Source organism: Alteromonas sp. ABH4_452 (genome assembly GCF_056311825.1).
In genome coordinates this window covers 1,172,248-1,190,534 of sequence record NZ_CM149973.1, presented here as the reverse complement: position 1 = coordinate 1,190,534, position 18,287 = coordinate 1,172,248, and the positions used below count along the sequence as shown (strand labels likewise).

Genomic DNA, 18,287 nt, shown 5'->3' with positions numbered 1-18,287 from the left:
TGTTACTGACTGTTTTAGAATCTAACCAATAAATAGACCAAAAACAACCAATTTATTTTACCAATAACAATAAAATGTATTACCAATTGAAGGAGCTTTTCTGCTCATAAAGTGTTTCAAAGCACACTACTCGGGACTTTGCGCTTTATGTTAGTTTCGATATACAATGGTCAGATAGAATTAATTTACCAATTGTCTTTTCTTTTTAGGTAAACAACAGGCAAACAAGGGCTGTAAATATGAAGACTCGTCGTCTCTTCTGGAGCATAGTTGAAAAACTTGAAGCGCTAATCGACCAAGGAATTTATCCTGAAGGTAGCCGCTTACCCGCAGAAAGGGAACTCGCGGAGACGTATAACGTTAGTCGCCCTACTATCCGTGAAGCCATTATCGCGCTGGAAGTACGAGAGCGTGTAGAAGTAAAAACCGGTTCTGGTGTGTATGTGTTGCATCAAAAAAAACAAGGCCAAGCAACCAAGCCAATCAGCGCATTTGAGCTTACCCAGGCGCGCGCGCTTGTTGAAGGTGAAGCTGCTGCGCTTGCTGCCGCAACTATTTCAGATGAAGAGTTAGAAGCGCTAAAACAAACCTTAGTTGAGATGCAGACTCCTCAAAAAGCCGACGAGGCAGACCAGCGCTTCCATCAGATTATTTCTCAAGCGACACGAAATAACGCCATTATGCTTTCAGTTGAAAATTTATGGGAATTGAGAAGAACAGTCCCTCAGGTTATATCTGCCTACAGCGATGTGTGCTCACAGGGTGAAGAGCAAAGGCTGAGAGAGCATACGCTTATCTATGATGCTATTGCTAGTAAGGATACCGCAGGCGCAAGGCGAGCAATGCATCAGCACTTTAATCGCCTTATCAACGCGCTTTTCGATGCGAGTGAGGCAAAAGCGTTAGAAGAGATAAAACGTAAAACTGATGAAACGCGTGGGCTTTATTCTATCGCTCATCTAAGACAGTAATTACGACTACGTACTTTTCTTATTACAAAATAAAACAGGCTTCTTATTTCTAAGAAGCCTGTTTGCTTTGTAGGGTACTCTTGAGAGTAACTGTTTTTATTATCTTTGCTTCAAAGCGCAAAACAAAAACTACGGTTTGCTATTAAGTTTACACTCTTCAACATGCCGATTTTCGCATAAGCGCATAGATAAGCTAGTCCACACTCTGCTTAAACAAGCAGCAGAAAACAAACCCATATTACAATTCGGCCTTACCAGATGTCAACCAATTATTATTACCAATAATTGGGAGGATTTAATTTTTCTATCTAGTCGACAAAATTAATTCGGTAGGAATATCATCTTTGCTTGAGTCTTTAACTGTCATAGAAACAAAAAAATGTTCTATTTCAATACAATAAAGTCAACCCATATCGATTAGTATATATCTGAAAGGTTATATCGAGTTAAGTCCATCCTCTATTCGCTGTAAAAACAGCCGAATCTGTATGACCAGTGATGAATAAACAATCGACATATGTTGATTCGGTGAAAAAAGCTTTACCCTAGTTGATAATAAAGATAAAAAGCGCGCAGGGATTCCACGCTCATTAAGCAAAACCCGCACTTACGTTGCGCGGTAATTAAATTAAGTAGAACACATGAATGTTGATAGTTTAACCCAGCACTTCGAAGAGAAATTGGCGTTAGTCAAAGCGTCAGTAATGTCTGATAGCTTTATTATCCAGCTTACAACTATGGCGGTAATATACTGCGTAGCGTTTTTACTTGCCAAGCAGGTAAAAAAGCCTTTTAAGTTTACTCGAGAAAAGCCACAGCAAGGCGCACATACCATGCACGGCTTTCTATATAATCTCGGCGAGGCACTGTTTCCACTTATCACTATAAGCTTATTAAAACTTACCACCGTGTTAGGTGCGCAATTCCAGTTCGATGCATGGCTACTGGAAATTGCAGTGGTCGTAGCGCTTATGCTGTTCGTAAACTCTTTAATCATAGGCTTCGTTGAAAATAAAACTATCGCTGCGTTTATGCGTTGGATAGGCCTCCCTATCCTGTTTTTACACCTTATAGACGTGCTTCCCCTCATTACGTCAGCTTTAGAGTCGATAGCAATATCAGTCGGCAATGTTGAAATTTCTGCGTATGGCGTAACAAGAGTCTTATTGTTTGGTGGTTTGCTGTTCTGGCTCGGTCGCAGCTCTAATGCGATAGGGCAAGATATTATTCGAAACCACAAATCGCTTGATGTATCTACCAAGGAAGTGTTCGCCAAACTGTTTGAAGTAGCTCTGTTCTGTATTGTGTTTCTTCTATTACTTAACGTTATGGGCATTAACCTTACCGCATTAGCCGTTTTCGGCGGAGCCTTGGGTGTGGGTTTAGGCCTAGGCTTGCAGTCTATTGCTTCAAACTTTATCTCCGGCATTATTATTCTGTTGGATAAATCGTTGACCGTTGGCGATTTCGTTGAATTGGAAGACGGGCAAAAAGGTATCGTTAGAGAGTTTAAGATGCGCTATGCCGTGTTAGAAACCTATGACGGCAAGGACATCCTAGTCCCAAACGAGAAGTTTATCAGTTCTTTGCTGATAAACTGGACGCATAAAGATCCTAAGCAGCGTTACCGTATCGATTTTTCGGTGGCCTACAAAACAGATATACGCGCAATGGTAGAAATCATAAAGGAAGCGGTATCTGAGCACCCGCAAGTGATCAGTGGTGATAATATCCCTTTTGAAGAACTACCGGACTGTGAAATAGACAGTTTTGGCGACTCTGGCGTAAACATGTTTGTTGAGTTCTGGATGGAAGGTGTAGACGATGGCAAAAACCGCGTAGGAGGTGATTTGCTGCTTACTGTTTTTGAAACACTACGTAAGCACGATATCGAGATCCCCTTCCCTCAACGAGAAGTTCGGGTTATCAACGAGCAAAGTATCGGTATCCGAAATATCACGCCATAGTGCTCAAAGCGATTATTACGGTGTTTTAATTATGATCTACTCTTCGCGCTTGCTAGAACCTAGCGCGAAGGGTATCCCACTGCCACTCCTGAGCAAACAGGCCTAGCGTGTCTACAAACTTTTTATAGTCTTCTTTACCCATTGCAGACGCCACCGTTTTTAACTGAGATTTCGCCTTTATAGCTTTAACCTGAAGCAACTCTAACCGCTTATCAGCACTTGAATCGAAGTTCTCGCTAATGATGGCGTTCGCTTTATCGGTAGCCTCCCATGCGGTGACCACATAACCCACCAGCTTAATGTAAACCCCGACCATACCCTTTCTTTCGAAAATGTTCTCGAACATAGAGCCAGATAACAATTTATGAAAGCTTGCTTCTGTCTCGAAGGCAACAAATGACTCTGCGTTTTTGAGTTCTTCTAACACATTGCGCAGAAGTTTTATGTGAGCGGCGGAATTAATAGCATTGTCATTTAATGCATTAATATCCTCACTTAGCATTTCTAAGTTTACCAAGGTTCGTTGAAGGCTAGCCATCGCGATATTTGTCTGTTGAGGCGTAAAGTAAAGATTCAGTGTATCGAAATCAAGAAAGCTTTGCGACGCTCCCAAGGCCATTTTAGCTACATTAACAATTTATAAAGTATTTTGAGTTCAGCATAGAAAAAAAGGGCGCCGAAGCGCCCTTTTAAACTTTGATACTATCGCTAACAAGTTCGCGATAGCAGATTCGCTTTACCTATTTACCTAGGCTGGCATTTAGGTCATGACGTAAGTCAAAGCGGTCTAGCGTCATCACTTTAGTCCATGCATCCACAAAGTCTTCAACAAAACGTTTCTTCGCATTGTCGTAAGCATAAACTTCGGCTACGGCACGCAACTCACTGTTCGAACCAAAGATGAGGTCTACAGGTGTACCTGTGTACATAACTTCACCTGTGCTTCTATTCACGCCTTCATATACCGATGGATTGTCAGTTTTTCTCCACTTAACGCCCATATCAAGTAGCGTCACGAAGAAATCATTGTTAAGCGTGCCTACTTCGTCAGTAAATACACCGTGTTTGACATCGCCTACGTTAGCCCCTAATGAACGTAACCCACCTAATAATACGGTCATTTCAGGTACCGTCAGGTTTAGTTGATCAGCTTTGTCTACTAACATGTCAGTTGGCGAACGATAGCTACCTTCAGCGTTGTAGTAGTTTCTGAACGCATCAGCTGTCGGCTCTAGCAAAGAGAAAGAGTTAACGTCTGTCTGCTCTTGAGTTGCATCTGTACGACCTGGTACTACTGGTACAGTTACTTCAACACCGGCGTCAGCCGCTGCTTTTTCGATAGCTGCAGCACCACCAATAACAATCAAATCGGCAAGTGACACTTTCTTCTTAGAGAACATGCGCTCGTTGTAGCCTTCCTGTAGTTCTTTAAGCTTAGACACTACCGCTTTCACTGTTTCTGGCTCGTTAGCTTCCCAGCTCATTTGAGGCTCTAGCGCGATACGGGCGCCATTTGCACCACCACGTAGGTCTGAAGCACGGAAACTTGCCGCCGCTGCCCACGCTGTTTTTACAAGCTGCTGAACCGTAAGTCCACTATCTAAAATGTCTGATTTAAGCTTGTTAACGTCTTTAGCAGAAATCATTTTGTAATCAGCTTTAGGCACAGGATCTTGCCAGATAAAGTTTTCTTCTGGGATATCGTTACCTAGGTAACGTGCTTTTGGCCCCATATCACGGTGTGTTAGCTTAAACCATGCTTTAGCGAATGCCGTTTGATACTCTTTAGGGTCAGCCAAAAAGCGTTCGGCAATTTTGCGATACTCAGGGTCATACTTAAGCGCAAGGTCAGCAGTGGTCATTACAGGAGGGTTTCTCTTACCTTCCACGTGTGCATCTGGCACTGACTTGTGAAGCGACTCATCAGTAGGGACCCACTGAATGGCACCGGCTGGACTACGCGTTTGCTTCCACTCAAAACCAAGTAGGTTTTGAAGGTATAAGCTTGTCCATTTAGTCGGCAACTGTGTCCACGCACCTTCTAAACCACTGGTTACTGTGTCTTCAGCATTACCCTTACCACAGTTATTTTTCCAGCCTAGACCTTGCTCTTCTAAGCCTGCGCCGCCAGGCTCAGCTTCTAAACAGTCAGCAGGTTTGTGCGCACCGTGCATTTTTCCAAATGTATGACCACCAGCGATTAGCGCTACAGTCTCTTCATCGTTCATCGCCATGCGACCAAATGCAGTACGAATGTTTTTCGCTGATCCCATTGGATCAGGTACACCTTTAGGACCTTCAGGGTTAACGTATATTAGGCCCATGTGCGTGGCACCAAGTGGACGCTGAAGCTTGCCGTCGCGCTCTTCACGGTCACTAGCTAGCATTTCTACTTCCGGTCCCCAGTACACCATATCTGGTTCCCAGTCGTCAGTACGACCACCTGCAAAACCATAGGTATCAAAGCCCATGTTTTCCATGCCTACTGTTCCGGCAAGGATCATCAAGTCGCCCCAAGATAAACTTTCACCGTACTTTTGCTTAATTGGCCAAAGTAGGCGACGTGCCTTGTCTAAGTTGCCGTTGTCAGGCCAGCTGTTAAGCGGGTCAAAACGCATTTGACCACCATCACCGCCGCCGCGACCATCTAATGTACGGTAGGTACCAGCGCTGTGCCATGAAAGACGGATAAAGAAAGGACCGTAGTTGCCAAAGTCTGCAGGCCACCAGTCTTGAGATGTGGTAAGCAGTTCGTTTACGTCTTTTTTGACTTCATCAAGGTCAAGTTTTGCAAACGCTTTAGCGTAGCTAAAATCCTTACCTAACGGGTTAGAACGGTTGTCATGATCTCGAAGTGGTGAGAGGTCGAGTTGGTCAGGCCACCAAAATTGATTCGTCTTCGCTTGGAAAGCTTTAGTCATCCCTGTGCCTTTAGCACCAGCGGGCTTACTTATCTGATCATTGGCAATAGCACCTGACGCGCCTAGCGAAAGCGCCACTAGCGCCGATAACGTAGTTTTTTTAAACCTATTTAAAGTCATGGTCTTTTCCCATCTGAGTTTGTTTTAGTTATCACATGATAGACACTTCTAAGCGCCACCATTTGTTAACATTTTGTTTACCTCATAAGCTGTTAAAAGATAGACACGCTTATACAATATTTACAGTTGATAAAATGAATTCAAATGATTGGAAAATCTAATCAAAATAAATCTGTTTAGTTTCAGCAACTTAATAAACCTCTCGATTATCAGCGCCATCACTGTCTAAAATATAGTCGATGCATTTCTACCCGCAACGCATATTTATGAATCTCTTTCAGACGCTAGGAAAAATTTTCTTACGGTGTTTGCCCGTAGTTTTTACTACAAATCGAAAGTGCCTAAATAACAAACAATTATGTGGCCACATCTGTAAATTTTGCTCTAGTTTGAAATGAATACTGAAATTTCTACCATGGCACAGCAGTTGAAACAGAAAGTGTGTAATCAGGACACGTCGGCTTCAAGTGAGAAGTCGATGATTTATTAAGAAGTAATGAGGATGAACTTATGAAAAACACACTTAAAACACTTTCTGGACTTGCTGCTGTTGCCTCTATTAGTGCGATGGCATCGTTCGGCGCACACGCTCAGTCCAATCAAATTGAAGCAAAAGACAGTGGTTTTTATGTAGGTGGTAATTACGGTTACCTGCGCGTTGAAGGCGAAGATGATTTCGATGACGATAAAGACGTATGGCAAGGTCTTGTAGGCTACAAGTTTAACGAATGGGTCGCTATTGAAGGTGGCTATATCGATTTTGGTGACTACGGTAACGACATTGCAGGTGCTGAAACAGATGGTTATACAGCCGCTATTAAAGGTATCCTTCCGCTAACCGAACGCTTCTCTCTTTATGCTAAAGCAGGTCAGCTATGGTCTGAAACAGAATACAACTTTGCGGGTGTTTCTCGTGACAACGATGACGAAAGTCTTTTCGTGGGTGCAGGTCTAAGCTATGCAGTTACTAGCAACTTCCTAGTAAACGCCGAGTACACTGTATACGACACAGAACTAGATGCAGACGAAGCGTTTGATGATATCGACGATACTGACTTTGAAACTGATCTTAAACAAGCAAGCATCGGTGTAGAATACCGTTTTTAATTACTTGCAGCGTTACAGTTTTAACTTGAATTGATGTGAATAAAAAGCCTTCGTCGTACGACGAAGGCTTTTTTATTAGCCATCTATGCGCTGAATAAGTTGCGCTAACTCTTCTATCTTAGATACCGTTGTTTTTACAAGGTTATCAATTTCATTTGACGATGATTGTGAGTTGCCCGCCAGGGTTCTTACCTCATCAGCAACGACAGCAAACCCTCGCCCCATTTCTCCTGCTCTGGCCGCTTCGATAGCTGCATTTAACGCTAACAGGTTAGTCTGTTCGGAAATGGAGTTAATTGTGCCAACAATATTACTAATAGTTTGACTGGTTACCAATAGCTCTTTCATTGCTTCTTGCGTATCGTTCACGGCTTGCTTTCTAGACGTAACATTAATAGCGAAAAATACGTAGCGCGTTACTTGCCCATTGAAGTTTTTAAGTGCACTTATTCGAGCATCAAAGGCTAGGTAATTATCCCCAAGGTCAAATTCGGCGATTTTTGAGACGAACCCTGACGTTTCTAATGTCGATTTGTCCTCTGCACTTAACCCCCCCATAACCTCATTAGCAAATGCCTCTGTACTCATTACACCACTCAAGGTTTCGCGCAGTAATTTGTTTGCCTCGATAATTTTTCCGTTAGGCTCCATTTCAAGCAACACTAGTGCACTGCCAATGGCTTTTAACTTATTTGTAAAGTCTAGCGCCATCTGTTTCACACGGGTGATATCAGCCTGCACTGCAATAAAGTTAACTAAATTACCCTCTTTGAAAACGGGGTTAATTGATAGTGAAGTCCAGTATGGCGCTCCGTCTTTTCTATAGTTGAGAATTTCATCGTAAAACGCTTCGCGGTTCTTAATTTTTTGTCGTATAACACTGACGGTTCTCTGATCAGTTTCTTCACCTTGCAAAAACGACCCCGGCTTTTTGCCTTTCACTTCTTCAAGCTGCCACCCTGTCAGCCTATAGAAGCCATTATTAACATATTCTATAAGGCCATTAGCGTCAGATATTATGACGGCGTTATCCGTTTCATTGGCTACGAGAGAAAGCATACGCTGTAACTCTCGCTGTTCGACCTCTTCGGTAACATCTTTTATAAAGGCCGTATATAAAGTTCTATCAGCTAACCTTACTTTTGATAACGAAAGCCTACCCCAGAGGCTCTTTCCGTCTTTTCTTTCTACCTTTACCTCACGGCTCGTACCAACAATCTTGTCTTGACCCGTTTCTCTATTTGCGTTCACATAATTGTCGTGGTTCGCCTGTATCGCTTGGGGAACAAGCATCTTTACATTTTGGCCAATAACTTCATGTCGCCCGTACCCCCAAAGCTTTTCAGCCGATGCGTTAAATAGAGTGACATTATTGTTCTCATCTATACACACTACTGCATCTAACGCTTGCTCTAGGGTTTGCTCCACAATTTCACGAGATTCACGCTCTTCTGTAACATCGCGTACAAACGCCGTGTAATGCTTTTTGCCTTGCACAACCACTTGTGACAAGGCGAGTTGAACCCAAATTCGCTCACCGTTTTTGGTTTCCAGTTCAACCTCTCGTGAACTTCCAACAATCTTATTTACGTTGGTTTGTCTGTGTGAGTTGACGTAGCCATCGTGATTCGCTTTGTGTTCCTGAGGTACAAGTATTTTTATATTCTTTCCCATTACCTCGCTAGGCGTATAACCCCATAGCTTTTGAGCTGCGTCATTATAAAACGTGATGTTATTTTTCTCATCAATAGTCACGACCGCAAGTATTGACTGTTCTAGTGCCTGCTTAGATGCGTTTTCTTTGGAAAAAAACTTCATTGACCATAACCTTTTGTATAACCCTGAGGTTATATAGAAGATATTCTGACCTTTTTCCAATACTGAACATTAAACTCGTTCTATCGTGAAAAAATTACACAGAAGCAAATGATGCTGTTTTTTAAAAACCTCCAATTAAAAAAATAACCTATTAAAATTAGAGACTTAAGAACCCCCACCCCCGTCAACTAATGAGGTATGGATTCTGCAATAACCGACTAATAAATAGATAAATTGATAAAAACAGGTAAGAAATCATGCAATCAGGTAAGAGTGTTTTTCAACCAGGTCAAAACTGTTGGGTAGAGAGCAAAGCTCGCTTCTCTACTCCTCTGATAGATTGCGGAAACTATTACAAAGCCTTGCATAGCTCAATTGTTAAAGCTAAACACAGTATTTTTATTGTTGGTTGGGATATAGACAGTCGCATTCGGTTATTACGTGGTGACGATGAAGCTAACAGCAAAGCGCCTAGTGTTATTAGCGACTTGCTCAAATGGAAAGCAGAGCAAAACCCAGACATTAAAATTTACCTACTGCGCTGGGACTCTTCTTTGGCCTTCTTCGCTCAACGCGAAATGTGGGCAAAAGAAGTGTGGGAAGAGAAAACGCCTGACAACGTTCAAACAGAGCTAGACGATACCATTCCAATGGGCGGAAGCCAGCATCAAAAAATTGTAGTTATTGACGACGAACTTGTTTTTTCAGGCGGTATGGATGTTTCGACTAACCGTTGGGATACCCGAGACCATCCCGTGGTCTCCGAGGAAAGAGATGGTCCCGATGGCGAGTATGGCCCGTTACACGATGTTCAAATGGTTTCAAGCGGACCTGTTGTTGCTGATTTTGCACAACTTGTCAGGTGGAGATGGCAGCGAGTAGCTGAAGACACCCCTATTAATATTCGTGAAGATGCGCGAATAGATGAAAATGCGCCTTTGCCTGAAGCATGGCCAGAAGACTACCCTCCACTTTTTGAAAACGTAGAGTGTGCACTTGCTCGAACCATCCCTTTTATGGATGAAGCAGAGCCAGCACAAGAAGTACGTCATATGCTGCTCGACCTAATTGGCGAAGCAGAATCGGTTATTTATATCGAAAACCAATTCACGACCCGTCAAGAAATCGCTGAAGCGCTTAATAAGCAACTTAAATTAAAGCCAAATCTTTCCGTTGTTATTGTTAGTTCTTACGAACCCAAAGGTAAGTTTGAATGTGAGGCATTTTGGGCTAGCCGTATTGAATTCAAAGCGATTTTGGAAAAAGGCATAGACCCCAAACGAGTAAAATTGACTTATTCTTCAATAGAAGACATGCAGGGGCGAAAAGCATACAAACGTATTCACTCTAAAGTAATGACCATTGATAACAAGTACCTTGTTATTGGGTCTTCAAACCTAAGTAACCGTTCAATGACCCTCGACACTGAAATTGATACGGTTTTGTTCGGCAATAGTAAAGACAACCAAGCATGTATAGAGCAAGTAAGAAACGACCTACTAGCTGAGCATACAGGTCGTGATATAGATGCGATACCGGAGATATTTAACAGCCAGTACCCTGTAGAAGCATTGATGCAAGATCAAATAGCACATGGTTATGTACTTACCGAAGTTCGCGACGAAGTATTTACAGAGCACTCGGTCAAAAACGTATTTCGCGCATTATCGGACCCTGAAGAACCGCTTATTTCAGTACCTACATTTGATGGTGACGCGCTACCTGCTCGTAACCCCAAACGTCGCAGCATAATGATTTTAATTGGCATTGCCATTATTGCGGTACTTGGCGGGCTGATGTTTTGGGCAAGCCAGTCAATCCCATGGTTAAGTTCAGACAGCATCAACGCCTTTTTAGAAAAAAGTAGAGGCACTTATTTTGCCCTTCCAACTGTTTTACTCGTGTATGTAGTTGGCGGCGTTTTGTTCTTCCCGGTAACTGTACTATCCCTGGCAGTAGCCGCTATTTTCGGTCCTATATGGGGGCCTATTTACGGCATCATGGGAGCGCTAATGAGTTCAGCAATTATGTTTGGTATCGGTAAGCTATCGGGTAACGCAGGACTTAGAAAGATTGGTGGGCCAAAGGTTGCAGCCGTTGATGAAAAATTGAAACGCAGTGGCATAGTTGGCGTAGCGGCAATTCGCATGCTGCCTATTGCCCCCTTTAGTCTGGTGAATTTAGTCGCGGGCATTTCATCTATTGGCATTTTACAGTTTTTAGTCGGTACATTTTTGGGCATGTTTCCGCCTATGATTGCTAAAGGCCTTGTTGGCGATTCTATTGCGCAAATTTGGCAGGATCCATCTGTTAAAACTATTAGCTACCTAGTGGGAGGCATCATTTTATGGGGCTTAATGATTTGGGGGTCGCAAAAATTCGCCCGCTACTACCAAGCTCGAAAAGAGGCTAATACCGACACGGAAGAAGGCTGTAACAACAGTAAGGATGAGTCTGAAAAATGTGCCGCATAGTAACCTACAATATCCATAGCGGAGTTGGCAGGGATAAGAAGCACGACTACAAACGTATTGGACAGTTTCTTGCAAACAGCGGTGCTGACGTAGTTTTGCTTCAAGAAATGGATACGCGCCCTCCCGAACGAGATACAGCGCAAGATGTAAAAGACATCTGCGCTGGTAATACGTTTAAATTAATTCCCTCCCCAGCAATTAGAGAATCTGATGGGTGGTACGGCAATGCAATTTTGACCCGTTTTGATGTGTTGGAACACGACACCATAGATGTGAGTCAAACAGGACGACAGCCAAGAAATGTGCAGATTGTTGAATTAAAAACTGAGAAAACGCCTCTGACGGTGGTGAATACCCACAAAGGTCTCAAGAAACTTGAGCGTCGTTCGCAGTTTTCTCTGCTCCATGAACATCTGTCGCGGCGTTTAAAAGATAAACAAACTCCGCTATTTTTAGCGGGTGATTTTAATGAATGGCAGTTTTTTTCAAAGGCCTTTAAGGCTTTAAATGATTTGCTATTGCAGCAAAAAATTGGTGCCACGTTTCCTAGCAACTTTCCCATATTTTCTCTCGACCGCGTATGGGTGACAGAAGATATTAAAGTAAGATCGTGCAGGAAAATTAAGAACGAAAAAACTAAGGTGTTATCCGACCATTTACCCGTATTAGTAGATATCGCTCTACCCGAGGCTCGAACTAGCCAACGTTTTTAATTCACAAGAAGTATGGTGTGCTCGATTATGCTGATTTCGCTACAAAGGATGAGGCCGCAAACTCTAAGGTACCACACCAATGTTTGAGTGCATTCTCCTTAGCTACCACTTTTCGAATGATATCGATAATTTGCTGATATTCGTGCGTAGCTTTTCTCTGTTTGTTTGTAGCAGCTAGCACAGTGCGATGCATTTCAGGCTGGGTAATTTTTAGCGTAGAAACCAGCCCTGATTCTCTTAAGTGAAAAATAGCCGAAGTGGGCAATATCATCACCCCTTCCCCTTGCATTACTTGCCTTAGCCCTGTCATCAACTGCCCAGAATATGCAAGATCATGCTTAAGGCTCACTCCGGTAGCTTTCTCGTAATCAGCAATAAGCTGACCAAGCGCATCTTTATTTCCGGGCGATAAAAGAGGTAGTTCACTTATTTCCCAGAATTTTATCGTTGATTTATCTTTAAGCTTGGCGTACTCGGAATAAGCTGGGGAACCAGTAAAAACGAGATGTAGCTCTTCTTGAATAAGAGGGGTCACGCTCATAAATTTAGGTTCTATCGCCTGCTGGTAGGTTAAAGCAATATCTACCTGTTTTGATTCGAGCCAATCGTTGATGGTGTATGAAGGCCCAGTGCTGATCTCTACTTTCAATGCTTTATGGTTACTCGTTATTTCAGTTAATAACGGCAGGGAAAGTACGTTGCCAATTGACGGAAGCATTCCTATTTTTATTACTTTTTGCTGTTCTCCCTGAAACGCTTGCAACGCTGATTTCACGTTGTCAATTTCACCCATTATTTTCTCTGCGTGTTTGTAAAATACTTCTCCAGCGGGCGTTAAGCTTATACCCGAAAAACTTCGTTCTAGCAGCGTTGCTTTGACTTCTCGCTCCAAGCTTGCAAGTTGCTGACTAATAGCAGGCTGAGCAATATCTAGGGCTCTTGCCGCTGCAGCAATACTGCCTCGCTGTACTGTGGTTATAAAGTAATGTAGCTGTTTAGAGTGCACTTAACCCCCTTTTGGAAGGCAATAGAGAATAGCCTCGCGTAACTGCATCTGAAGTCAGCAAGGTATATGCCATTCCAATAGGTTATATGAAGCGAAAATGTAAATAAAAGCGCTCACGGATGGGTTAAAAAAATCTCACATTAGATACTACTTAAGTCTAATACCAAGAAAACCGTAAGTTTCCAGAGGGGTCAATGTTTTTCTTATACCCCTGAATATTCTTCTTTCTTCCACCAGCGGCAAAGAGTTTTTAGCCTATTCCCTGTACACGAGTTACACAATAACAATTACAAGATGTGTATGCATCAATGTGGTGCTCGTGCGTGCCTAGAAAGAGTGCAGATCCAATTAATCCGCATTCATAAATTAAGTAGCAATAAGCACGATTGGGAACACTAATGAATCAAAAGAAACTCCACACTGCAGTACGTTACGCACTTACCGGATTAACCCTTTTCACTACCTCAATGGTCGTACAGGCGCAAGAAGCCAGCGAGGAAACTACAGAAGCTAAAGATTTAGAACGTATAGCCGTTGTAGGCGCTCGTGGTGCGCCGCGCTCAGTAACAAGTTCGCCCGTTCCCGTTGACGTGTTAACCGCAGAAGACGTTGAAGCCGTTGCGTTTACCGACATGAACAACGTTCTAATGACCCTTGTACCTTCCTACTCTGTTGGCAGACAGCCTATCTCAGACGGCGGCACCTTTATTCGTCCTGCCACGCTTCGAGGCATGCCTACAGACAAGACTTTGGTTTTGGTGAACTCAAAACGCCGTCACAGAGCAGCGCTTGTTTCAATCGGTGGCTCTGGTACTCAAGGTCCAGATATCGCAACTATTCCTACAGCAGCAATCCAAAGTGTTGAGGTATTGCGAGACGGTGCGGCAGCTCAGTATGGTTCGGATGCCATCGCGGGGGTAATTAACTTCCAACTTAAAAACAATACTGAGGGCGGCTCTTTCACCATTGATTATGGTAGCTACTATGAAGGTGATGGCGACCAGATTACCGTTACAGGAAACAAAGGTTTCGCACTTGGTGACGATGGATTCTTCAGCATTTCAGCCGAATACTCAGATAGTGAAGCGACCTATAGAGGCGAACAATATTGTGAACCCTGGTTTTGTGTAGACGAGCAATCAGCCGAGTACATCGCTGATGCTACCGCTATGGCCAACAGTGTGCATGGTTCTGACGTAGTACAACCTTGGGGGCAACCTAATACCAGCGGTAAACGCGTCTTTTTCAACGCGGGGTACGCACTAAGCGCTGAAGCGGAGTTATACGCTTTTGGTAACTATTCTGAAAGTGAAGGCGACGGGTCTTTTTACTATCGCTATCCAGGCAACGGGACTATTGAAGATATCCGCCTTGAAGACGGTTCTATTTGGAACCCTACAGAGTTTTTCCCTGGCGGTTTTACACCGCGTTTCTTTGGTGATGTTACTGATTATTCAATGGTGGGTGGCATAAAAGGCATGTCTGGCGACCTTACCTACGACATCAGTGGACGTTATGGCAACAACGAAATTTCTTACACGCTAGCAAATACCATTAACCCTTCTTTGGGCAATGAGTCGCCTACGTCATTTGAGCCAGGCGACCTAACTAACGAAGAAACTCAAATCCAAGCTGACTTTACCTACGACCTGAGTGAGTACGTACTCGCTTTTGGCGCTAGCTACCTAGATGAGTCTTATGAAATATCTGAAGGAGAGGAAAGCTCTTATTTTGCAGGCCCTTACGCTACCTCTGACCCGTATGGTTTCTGTGACGGAGCTACCGCTACCGCCGAAGGGCTAGCTGTTATCGCAAACGGCTCGACATTAAATTGTGCTGACCCAGATGATGCTGTTTATACAGTCGTTGGCGTTGGCTCTAACGGATTCCCAGGTTATTCACCTGACTATTCAGGTTCATATGAACGCGACTCTTATGCGGTGTACACAGACATTTCGGGAGACATTACTGACGAGCTATTTGCCCAAGCAGCATTACGCTATGAGGACTACTCAGATTTTGGCTCTGAGGTAGTTTACAAAGTCGCGGCATTTTATCAATTAAACAACGATGTAGGTTTTAGAGCTTCATTTGGTACAGGCTTTAGAGCGCCCACACCAGGTCAGCAGGGTACCACTAATGTATCGACTCGCTTACCTGATGGCTTCCCTGTAGCTACAGGCTTATTCCCTGCAGGCGGTGAAGTTGCGCAGGCACTTGGTGCAGAAGAGCTTTCACCTGAAAAGTCGACCAACTTCACGTTAGGTATGACGGCTAATTATGGTGACTTAACCCTTACCGTAGACTATTACAATATCAAATTAGAGGACCGCCTTTACTCTGTTTCCACACGTGATGTTTCAACAACGGTGGTCACCGCCCCAGATGCTGATGGTTACGATGCTTACCAGAATTACTTAGCCCTTGCTGGAGCAAACGTATCGGGCGCAGAGTCAATCGGTGGTGTTTTCTTCTTCCAGAACGCATTCGATACAGTGACAGAGGGCTTGGATGTCGTAGCTACATACAAGATGGAATCCAAGTATGGCTCAACCGTTTTAACCGGCTCGGTTAACTATAATAAAACTGAGTTTGACTCTGACCCCAGCGAATATCTGGATGCAGAAGATCAGTTCGATTTTGAAAATAGCCGACCTGAAATGCGCGGTGTGTTCTCAGTCACTCACAGTTACGACGTATGGTCTGCGGTAGCTCGCCTTAGCTATTTCGGCGAATACGAAAACGCGGGGAGCGATGATGGTGTGGACCCAACAAGTATTCAAACCTTCGGCGACGAATTTATGTTTGATATCGAAGGCTCTTACCTAATTAGCGAAAACCTTACGCTTTCAGTGGGTGTCAGAAATCTATTTGATAACTACCCAGATCTGAGTACTAACGGTGACGCTTGTTGTGGCGAGCTGTATGACTCTGGATCGATAGTCGACTGGCAGGGTGGGTACTATTACACACGGTTAGCTGCTCGTTTCTAACCCGGGTTAACAAACACCGGCGCAAGCCGGTGTTTGCGTTTTTAAATAATTGTATATAAGTAAAACTTAAAAGGTCATTCAATGTTTAAAGCTGTATTGTGTGGGGTAGAAAACTGATGGAAATAGAACTACTGTGGTTTGTAGTTACCTTGTGTATAACCGGTGCCATTGCTGGTATTACCGCAGGTCTATTCGGCAATGGTGGAGGCTTTGTTGTTGTTCCTGCCCTACTCGCTGTTTTTCCTTTCTTTACTCCCCCTTCTGAATCACTAGTCAAAGTTGCAATAGGCACGTCATTGGCATCAATTGTCGTATCTAGCGCGCGTTCTGTTATGGCGCATCGAGCCAAAGGTGCCGTAGATTTTGACATCCTTAAGTCTTGGAGTATTTGGCTTATCCTTGGTGTTGGCGGAGGCTTATTAATAGCTAATAACTCTAGTGCGAATGGCTTAACCGTAGTATTCGCTGCAGGTGTACTGCTTTACTCTGTATATTTTCTTTTCCCTGAATTTGTCGTGCGCCCTGGCCTTGTTTTCGATATGCCTAAGGGCATAGGCAAAGCGGTATTAGCATTTGTATTGGGCGGCTTCTCTGCGTTACTTGGTATAGGAGGCGGCACGCCAACCGTCATAACGATGGTGATGTGCCAACGTACTATTCAGCAAGCTGTTGCTACCGCTGCCGGCGTAGGCTTCCTGATAGGTCTTCCTGGCGCCATCGGCTTTCTATTTATGAAGCATCCAGACACGGCATCTCTTCCTGTTGGCACTATTGGCTACATCAACATTCCAGCGCTCATCGCTATCAGCATAGGCGCAATTTTTACTGCACCTATCGGAGCGAAGATGGCGCATAACTTTAGTGAAAAAAAGCTAAAGCGATTGTTTGGCATTTATCTCGTCATTGTTTCAAGCGCAATGTTCTATAAAGCCATTTAAAATAAAAAGGAGAATATCTATGAGTTATAACCGTTCAAGACGTTTATTTTTAGGTGGCTCGGTAGCAGCATCAGCCATAGGAGCAACAGGATTTAGTAACTTGGTTAGCGCTCAATCTTCAAGCGCTGCAGCAAATGAGGCGGCATCAGTAATTTATGGCCCAAAACCTGGCGTAGCGAAACTAAACGCTAACGAAAACCCATTCGGTCCTAGCCCCAAAGCGTTGGACGCCATTGCTCAAGCCTCAGCTGAAGGCGGTGCATATTACGCTTATCCTGCCGCGATGACCCTGTTAGATATGATTGCTGAGCGTCATGGCATAACGCGTAAGAATATTTCCCTAAGCGCAGGGTCTAGCCCTATCCTTTCCTACGCTGCCGTGGCAGCCAGTAAGAATGGGAAAATTCTTGGACCAGATCTTTTTTGGGACACCACCTCAAAAGCACCCGAGAAACAAGGTGCGCCTGAAATAGTAAGAATTGCTAATACAGCAGATCTCGACATTGACCTTGACGCCATGTACGCCGCTATTGATGACTCTATCGGTATGGTACATATCTGTAACCCTAATAATCCCACGGGCAAAGTGCTTGACCCAGATAAGCTTCGCGAGTTTTGTATCAAAGTCTCTAAAAAGACACTGGTTTTAGTTGATGAGGCCTATAACGAACTTATCGATGAGCCACCAAAACACTCAATGATTCCACTTGTGAAACCTGGCCACAATGTCATCGTAGCAAGAACCTTCTCGAAAATTTATGGTTTAGCGGGTATGCGAGTAGGCTATCTTATTGCTTCTGAAGAAAATACTGAATGGATTAATCGCTATGGTATGGGTGGCTACACATTGAACCAAGCAGGCCTTGCTGCCGCAATAGCGAGCTATAATGACGACGCCTTTTTAGCGTTCTCTAAAGAAAAAATTTATGAAGGTAAATCTATGGTAATGGATGCCGTTAAGGCTAACGGTTTGACAGCTCTTCCCTCTAGTACTAACTTTATTTTTGTTAATCTTGGCGATGGCAATGCCGAATATTTTCGACAAGCTATGGCTGAAAAAGACGTACTTATCCGAGGCATTTATCGTACTTACAATAATTGGTCTCGTGTAAGCATGGGTAAAATAGCTGACGTTAAACGTTATGTCGATGCAATGCCAGCTGCGTTAGAAAAAATGCAAACAATGCAAAAAGGCTAAATACACAGGGCATGTTTCTGTATCAGCACATGCCCTCTTCCGTTTCTTACCTCGTTCTTTT

General features: G+C 43.6%; 12 protein-coding genes. 8 read left to right on the top strand and 4 right to left on the bottom strand.

Annotated features, from left to right (window positions below; translation table 11 throughout):
- The first annotated feature begins 239 nt into the window (after positions 1–239).
- Both ACYX4N_RS05125 and ACYX4N_RS05120 read left to right on the top strand, forming a co-directional pair.
- The gene (locus tag ACYX4N_RS05125; protein ID WP_179984532.1) at positions 240–971 is read left to right on the top strand and encodes a FadR/GntR family transcriptional regulator; all 732 of its coding nucleotides are present in this window, start codon (positions 240–242) and stop codon (positions 969–971) included.
- A 641-nt stretch (positions 972–1,612) separates the two neighbouring features.
- Positions 1,613–2,938 carry a mechanosensitive ion channel family protein gene (locus ACYX4N_RS05120; protein ID WP_476055809.1) on the top strand — a complete coding sequence of 442 codons (1,326 nt, stop codon included), beginning with the start codon at positions 1,613–1,615 and terminating at the stop codon, positions 2,936–2,938.
- A gap of 52 nt (positions 2,939–2,990) precedes the next feature.
- Here ACYX4N_RS05120 and ACYX4N_RS05115 read toward each other — a convergent pair whose 3' ends face one another.
- On the bottom strand, positions 2,991–3,557 hold the full coding sequence (locus ACYX4N_RS05115) for a hypothetical protein (RefSeq protein ID WP_476055808.1): 567 nt from the start codon (positions 3,555–3,557) through the stop codon (positions 2,991–2,993).
- 121 nt (positions 3,558–3,678) lie between these two features.
- Positions 3,679–5,979 carry a catalase/peroxidase HPI gene (gene katG, locus ACYX4N_RS05110; protein ID WP_476055807.1) on the bottom strand — a complete coding sequence of 767 codons (2,301 nt, stop codon included), beginning with the start codon at positions 5,977–5,979 and terminating at the stop codon, positions 3,679–3,681.
- 510 nt (positions 5,980–6,489) lie between these two features.
- Between katG and ACYX4N_RS05105 the strand changes: the two genes are divergently transcribed.
- Positions 6,490–7,086, top strand: a complete 597-nt coding sequence (locus ACYX4N_RS05105) for a porin family protein (protein WP_474804894.1) — start codon at positions 6,490–6,492, stop codon at positions 7,084–7,086.
- Positions 7,087–7,161: 75 nt separating this feature from the next.
- On the opposite strand, the gene ACYX4N_RS05100 is transcribed toward ACYX4N_RS05105, so the two are convergent.
- Complete coding sequence (locus tag ACYX4N_RS05100) at positions 7,162–8,904, bottom strand: PAS domain S-box protein (RefSeq protein ID WP_476055806.1); 1,743 nt, start codon at positions 8,902–8,904, stop codon at positions 7,162–7,164.
- Between the two features lie 257 nt (positions 8,905–9,161).
- On the opposite strand from ACYX4N_RS05100, the gene ACYX4N_RS05095 reads away from it, so the two are divergent.
- Both ACYX4N_RS05095 and ACYX4N_RS05090 read left to right on the top strand, forming a co-directional pair.
- Positions 9,162–11,378: a VTT domain-containing protein gene (locus ACYX4N_RS05095; protein ID WP_476055805.1), complete on the top strand. Its 2,217-nt coding sequence runs from the start codon at positions 9,162–9,164 to the stop codon at positions 11,376–11,378.
- The gene (locus tag ACYX4N_RS05090) at positions 11,366–12,091 is read left to right on the top strand and encodes an endonuclease/exonuclease/phosphatase family protein (RefSeq protein WP_476055804.1); all 726 of its coding nucleotides are present in this window, start codon (positions 11,366–11,368) and stop codon (positions 12,089–12,091) included. The genes ACYX4N_RS05095 and ACYX4N_RS05090 overlap by 13 nt, the downstream gene beginning before the upstream one ends.
- Positions 12,092–12,116: 25 nt before the next feature.
- Here the strand turns inward: ACYX4N_RS05090 and ACYX4N_RS05085 are convergent, their stop codons facing one another.
- The gene (locus tag ACYX4N_RS05085) at positions 12,117–13,097 is read right to left on the bottom strand and encodes a LysR family transcriptional regulator (RefSeq protein ID WP_476055803.1); all 981 of its coding nucleotides are present in this window, start codon (positions 13,095–13,097) and stop codon (positions 12,117–12,119) included.
- A gap of 398 nt (positions 13,098–13,495) precedes the next feature.
- Here ACYX4N_RS05085 and ACYX4N_RS05080 point away from each other — a divergent pair, with 398 nt between their 5' ends.
- From ACYX4N_RS05080 to ACYX4N_RS05070, 3 genes are all read left to right on the top strand, one after another.
- Positions 13,496–16,090: a TonB-dependent receptor plug domain-containing protein gene (locus ACYX4N_RS05080; RefSeq protein WP_476055802.1), complete on the top strand. Its 2,595-nt coding sequence runs from the start codon at positions 13,496–13,498 to the stop codon at positions 16,088–16,090.
- A 116-nt stretch (positions 16,091–16,206) separates the two neighbouring features.
- Positions 16,207–17,028, top strand: a complete 822-nt coding sequence (locus ACYX4N_RS05075; protein ID WP_179984541.1) for a sulfite exporter TauE/SafE family protein — start codon at positions 16,207–16,209, stop codon at positions 17,026–17,028.
- Positions 17,029–17,047: 19 nt separating this feature from the next.
- A complete protein-coding gene (locus ACYX4N_RS05070; RefSeq protein ID WP_476055801.1) occupies positions 17,048–18,226 on the top strand; it encodes a pyridoxal phosphate-dependent aminotransferase in 1,179 nt (392 codons plus the stop codon).
- Positions 18,227–18,287 lie beyond the last annotated feature (61 nt).

Bases quoted from the DNA above. Each gene is read 5' to 3' on its own strand.
- ACYX4N_RS05125 (WP_179984532.1), top strand. From the start codon at position 240: ATGAAGACTCGTCGTCTCTTCTGGAGCATAGTTGAAAAACTTGAAGCG.
- ACYX4N_RS05120 (WP_476055809.1), top strand. From the start codon at position 1,613: ATGAATGTTGATAGTTTAACCCAGCACTTCGAAGAGAAATTGGCGTTA.
- ACYX4N_RS05115 (WP_476055808.1), bottom strand. From the start codon at position 3,557: ATGGCCTTGGGAGCGTCGCAAAGCTTTCTTGATTTCGATACACTGAAT.
- katG (WP_476055807.1), bottom strand. From the start codon at position 5,979: ATGACTTTAAATAGGTTTAAAAAAACTACGTTATCGGCGCTAGTGGCG.
- ACYX4N_RS05105 (WP_474804894.1), top strand. From the start codon at position 6,490: ATGAAAAACACACTTAAAACACTTTCTGGACTTGCTGCTGTTGCCTCT.
- ACYX4N_RS05100 (WP_476055806.1), bottom strand. From the start codon at position 8,904: ATGAAGTTTTTTTCCAAAGAAAACGCATCTAAGCAGGCACTAGAACAG.
- ACYX4N_RS05095 (WP_476055805.1), top strand. From the start codon at position 9,162: ATGCAATCAGGTAAGAGTGTTTTTCAACCAGGTCAAAACTGTTGGGTA.
- ACYX4N_RS05090 (WP_476055804.1), top strand. From the start codon at position 11,366: ATGTGCCGCATAGTAACCTACAATATCCATAGCGGAGTTGGCAGGGAT.
- ACYX4N_RS05080 (WP_476055802.1), top strand. From the start codon at position 13,496: ATGAATCAAAAGAAACTCCACACTGCAGTACGTTACGCACTTACCGGA.
- ACYX4N_RS05075 (WP_179984541.1), top strand. From the start codon at position 16,207: ATGGAAATAGAACTACTGTGGTTTGTAGTTACCTTGTGTATAACCGGT.
- ACYX4N_RS05070 (WP_476055801.1), top strand. From the start codon at position 17,048: ATGAGTTATAACCGTTCAAGACGTTTATTTTTAGGTGGCTCGGTAGCA.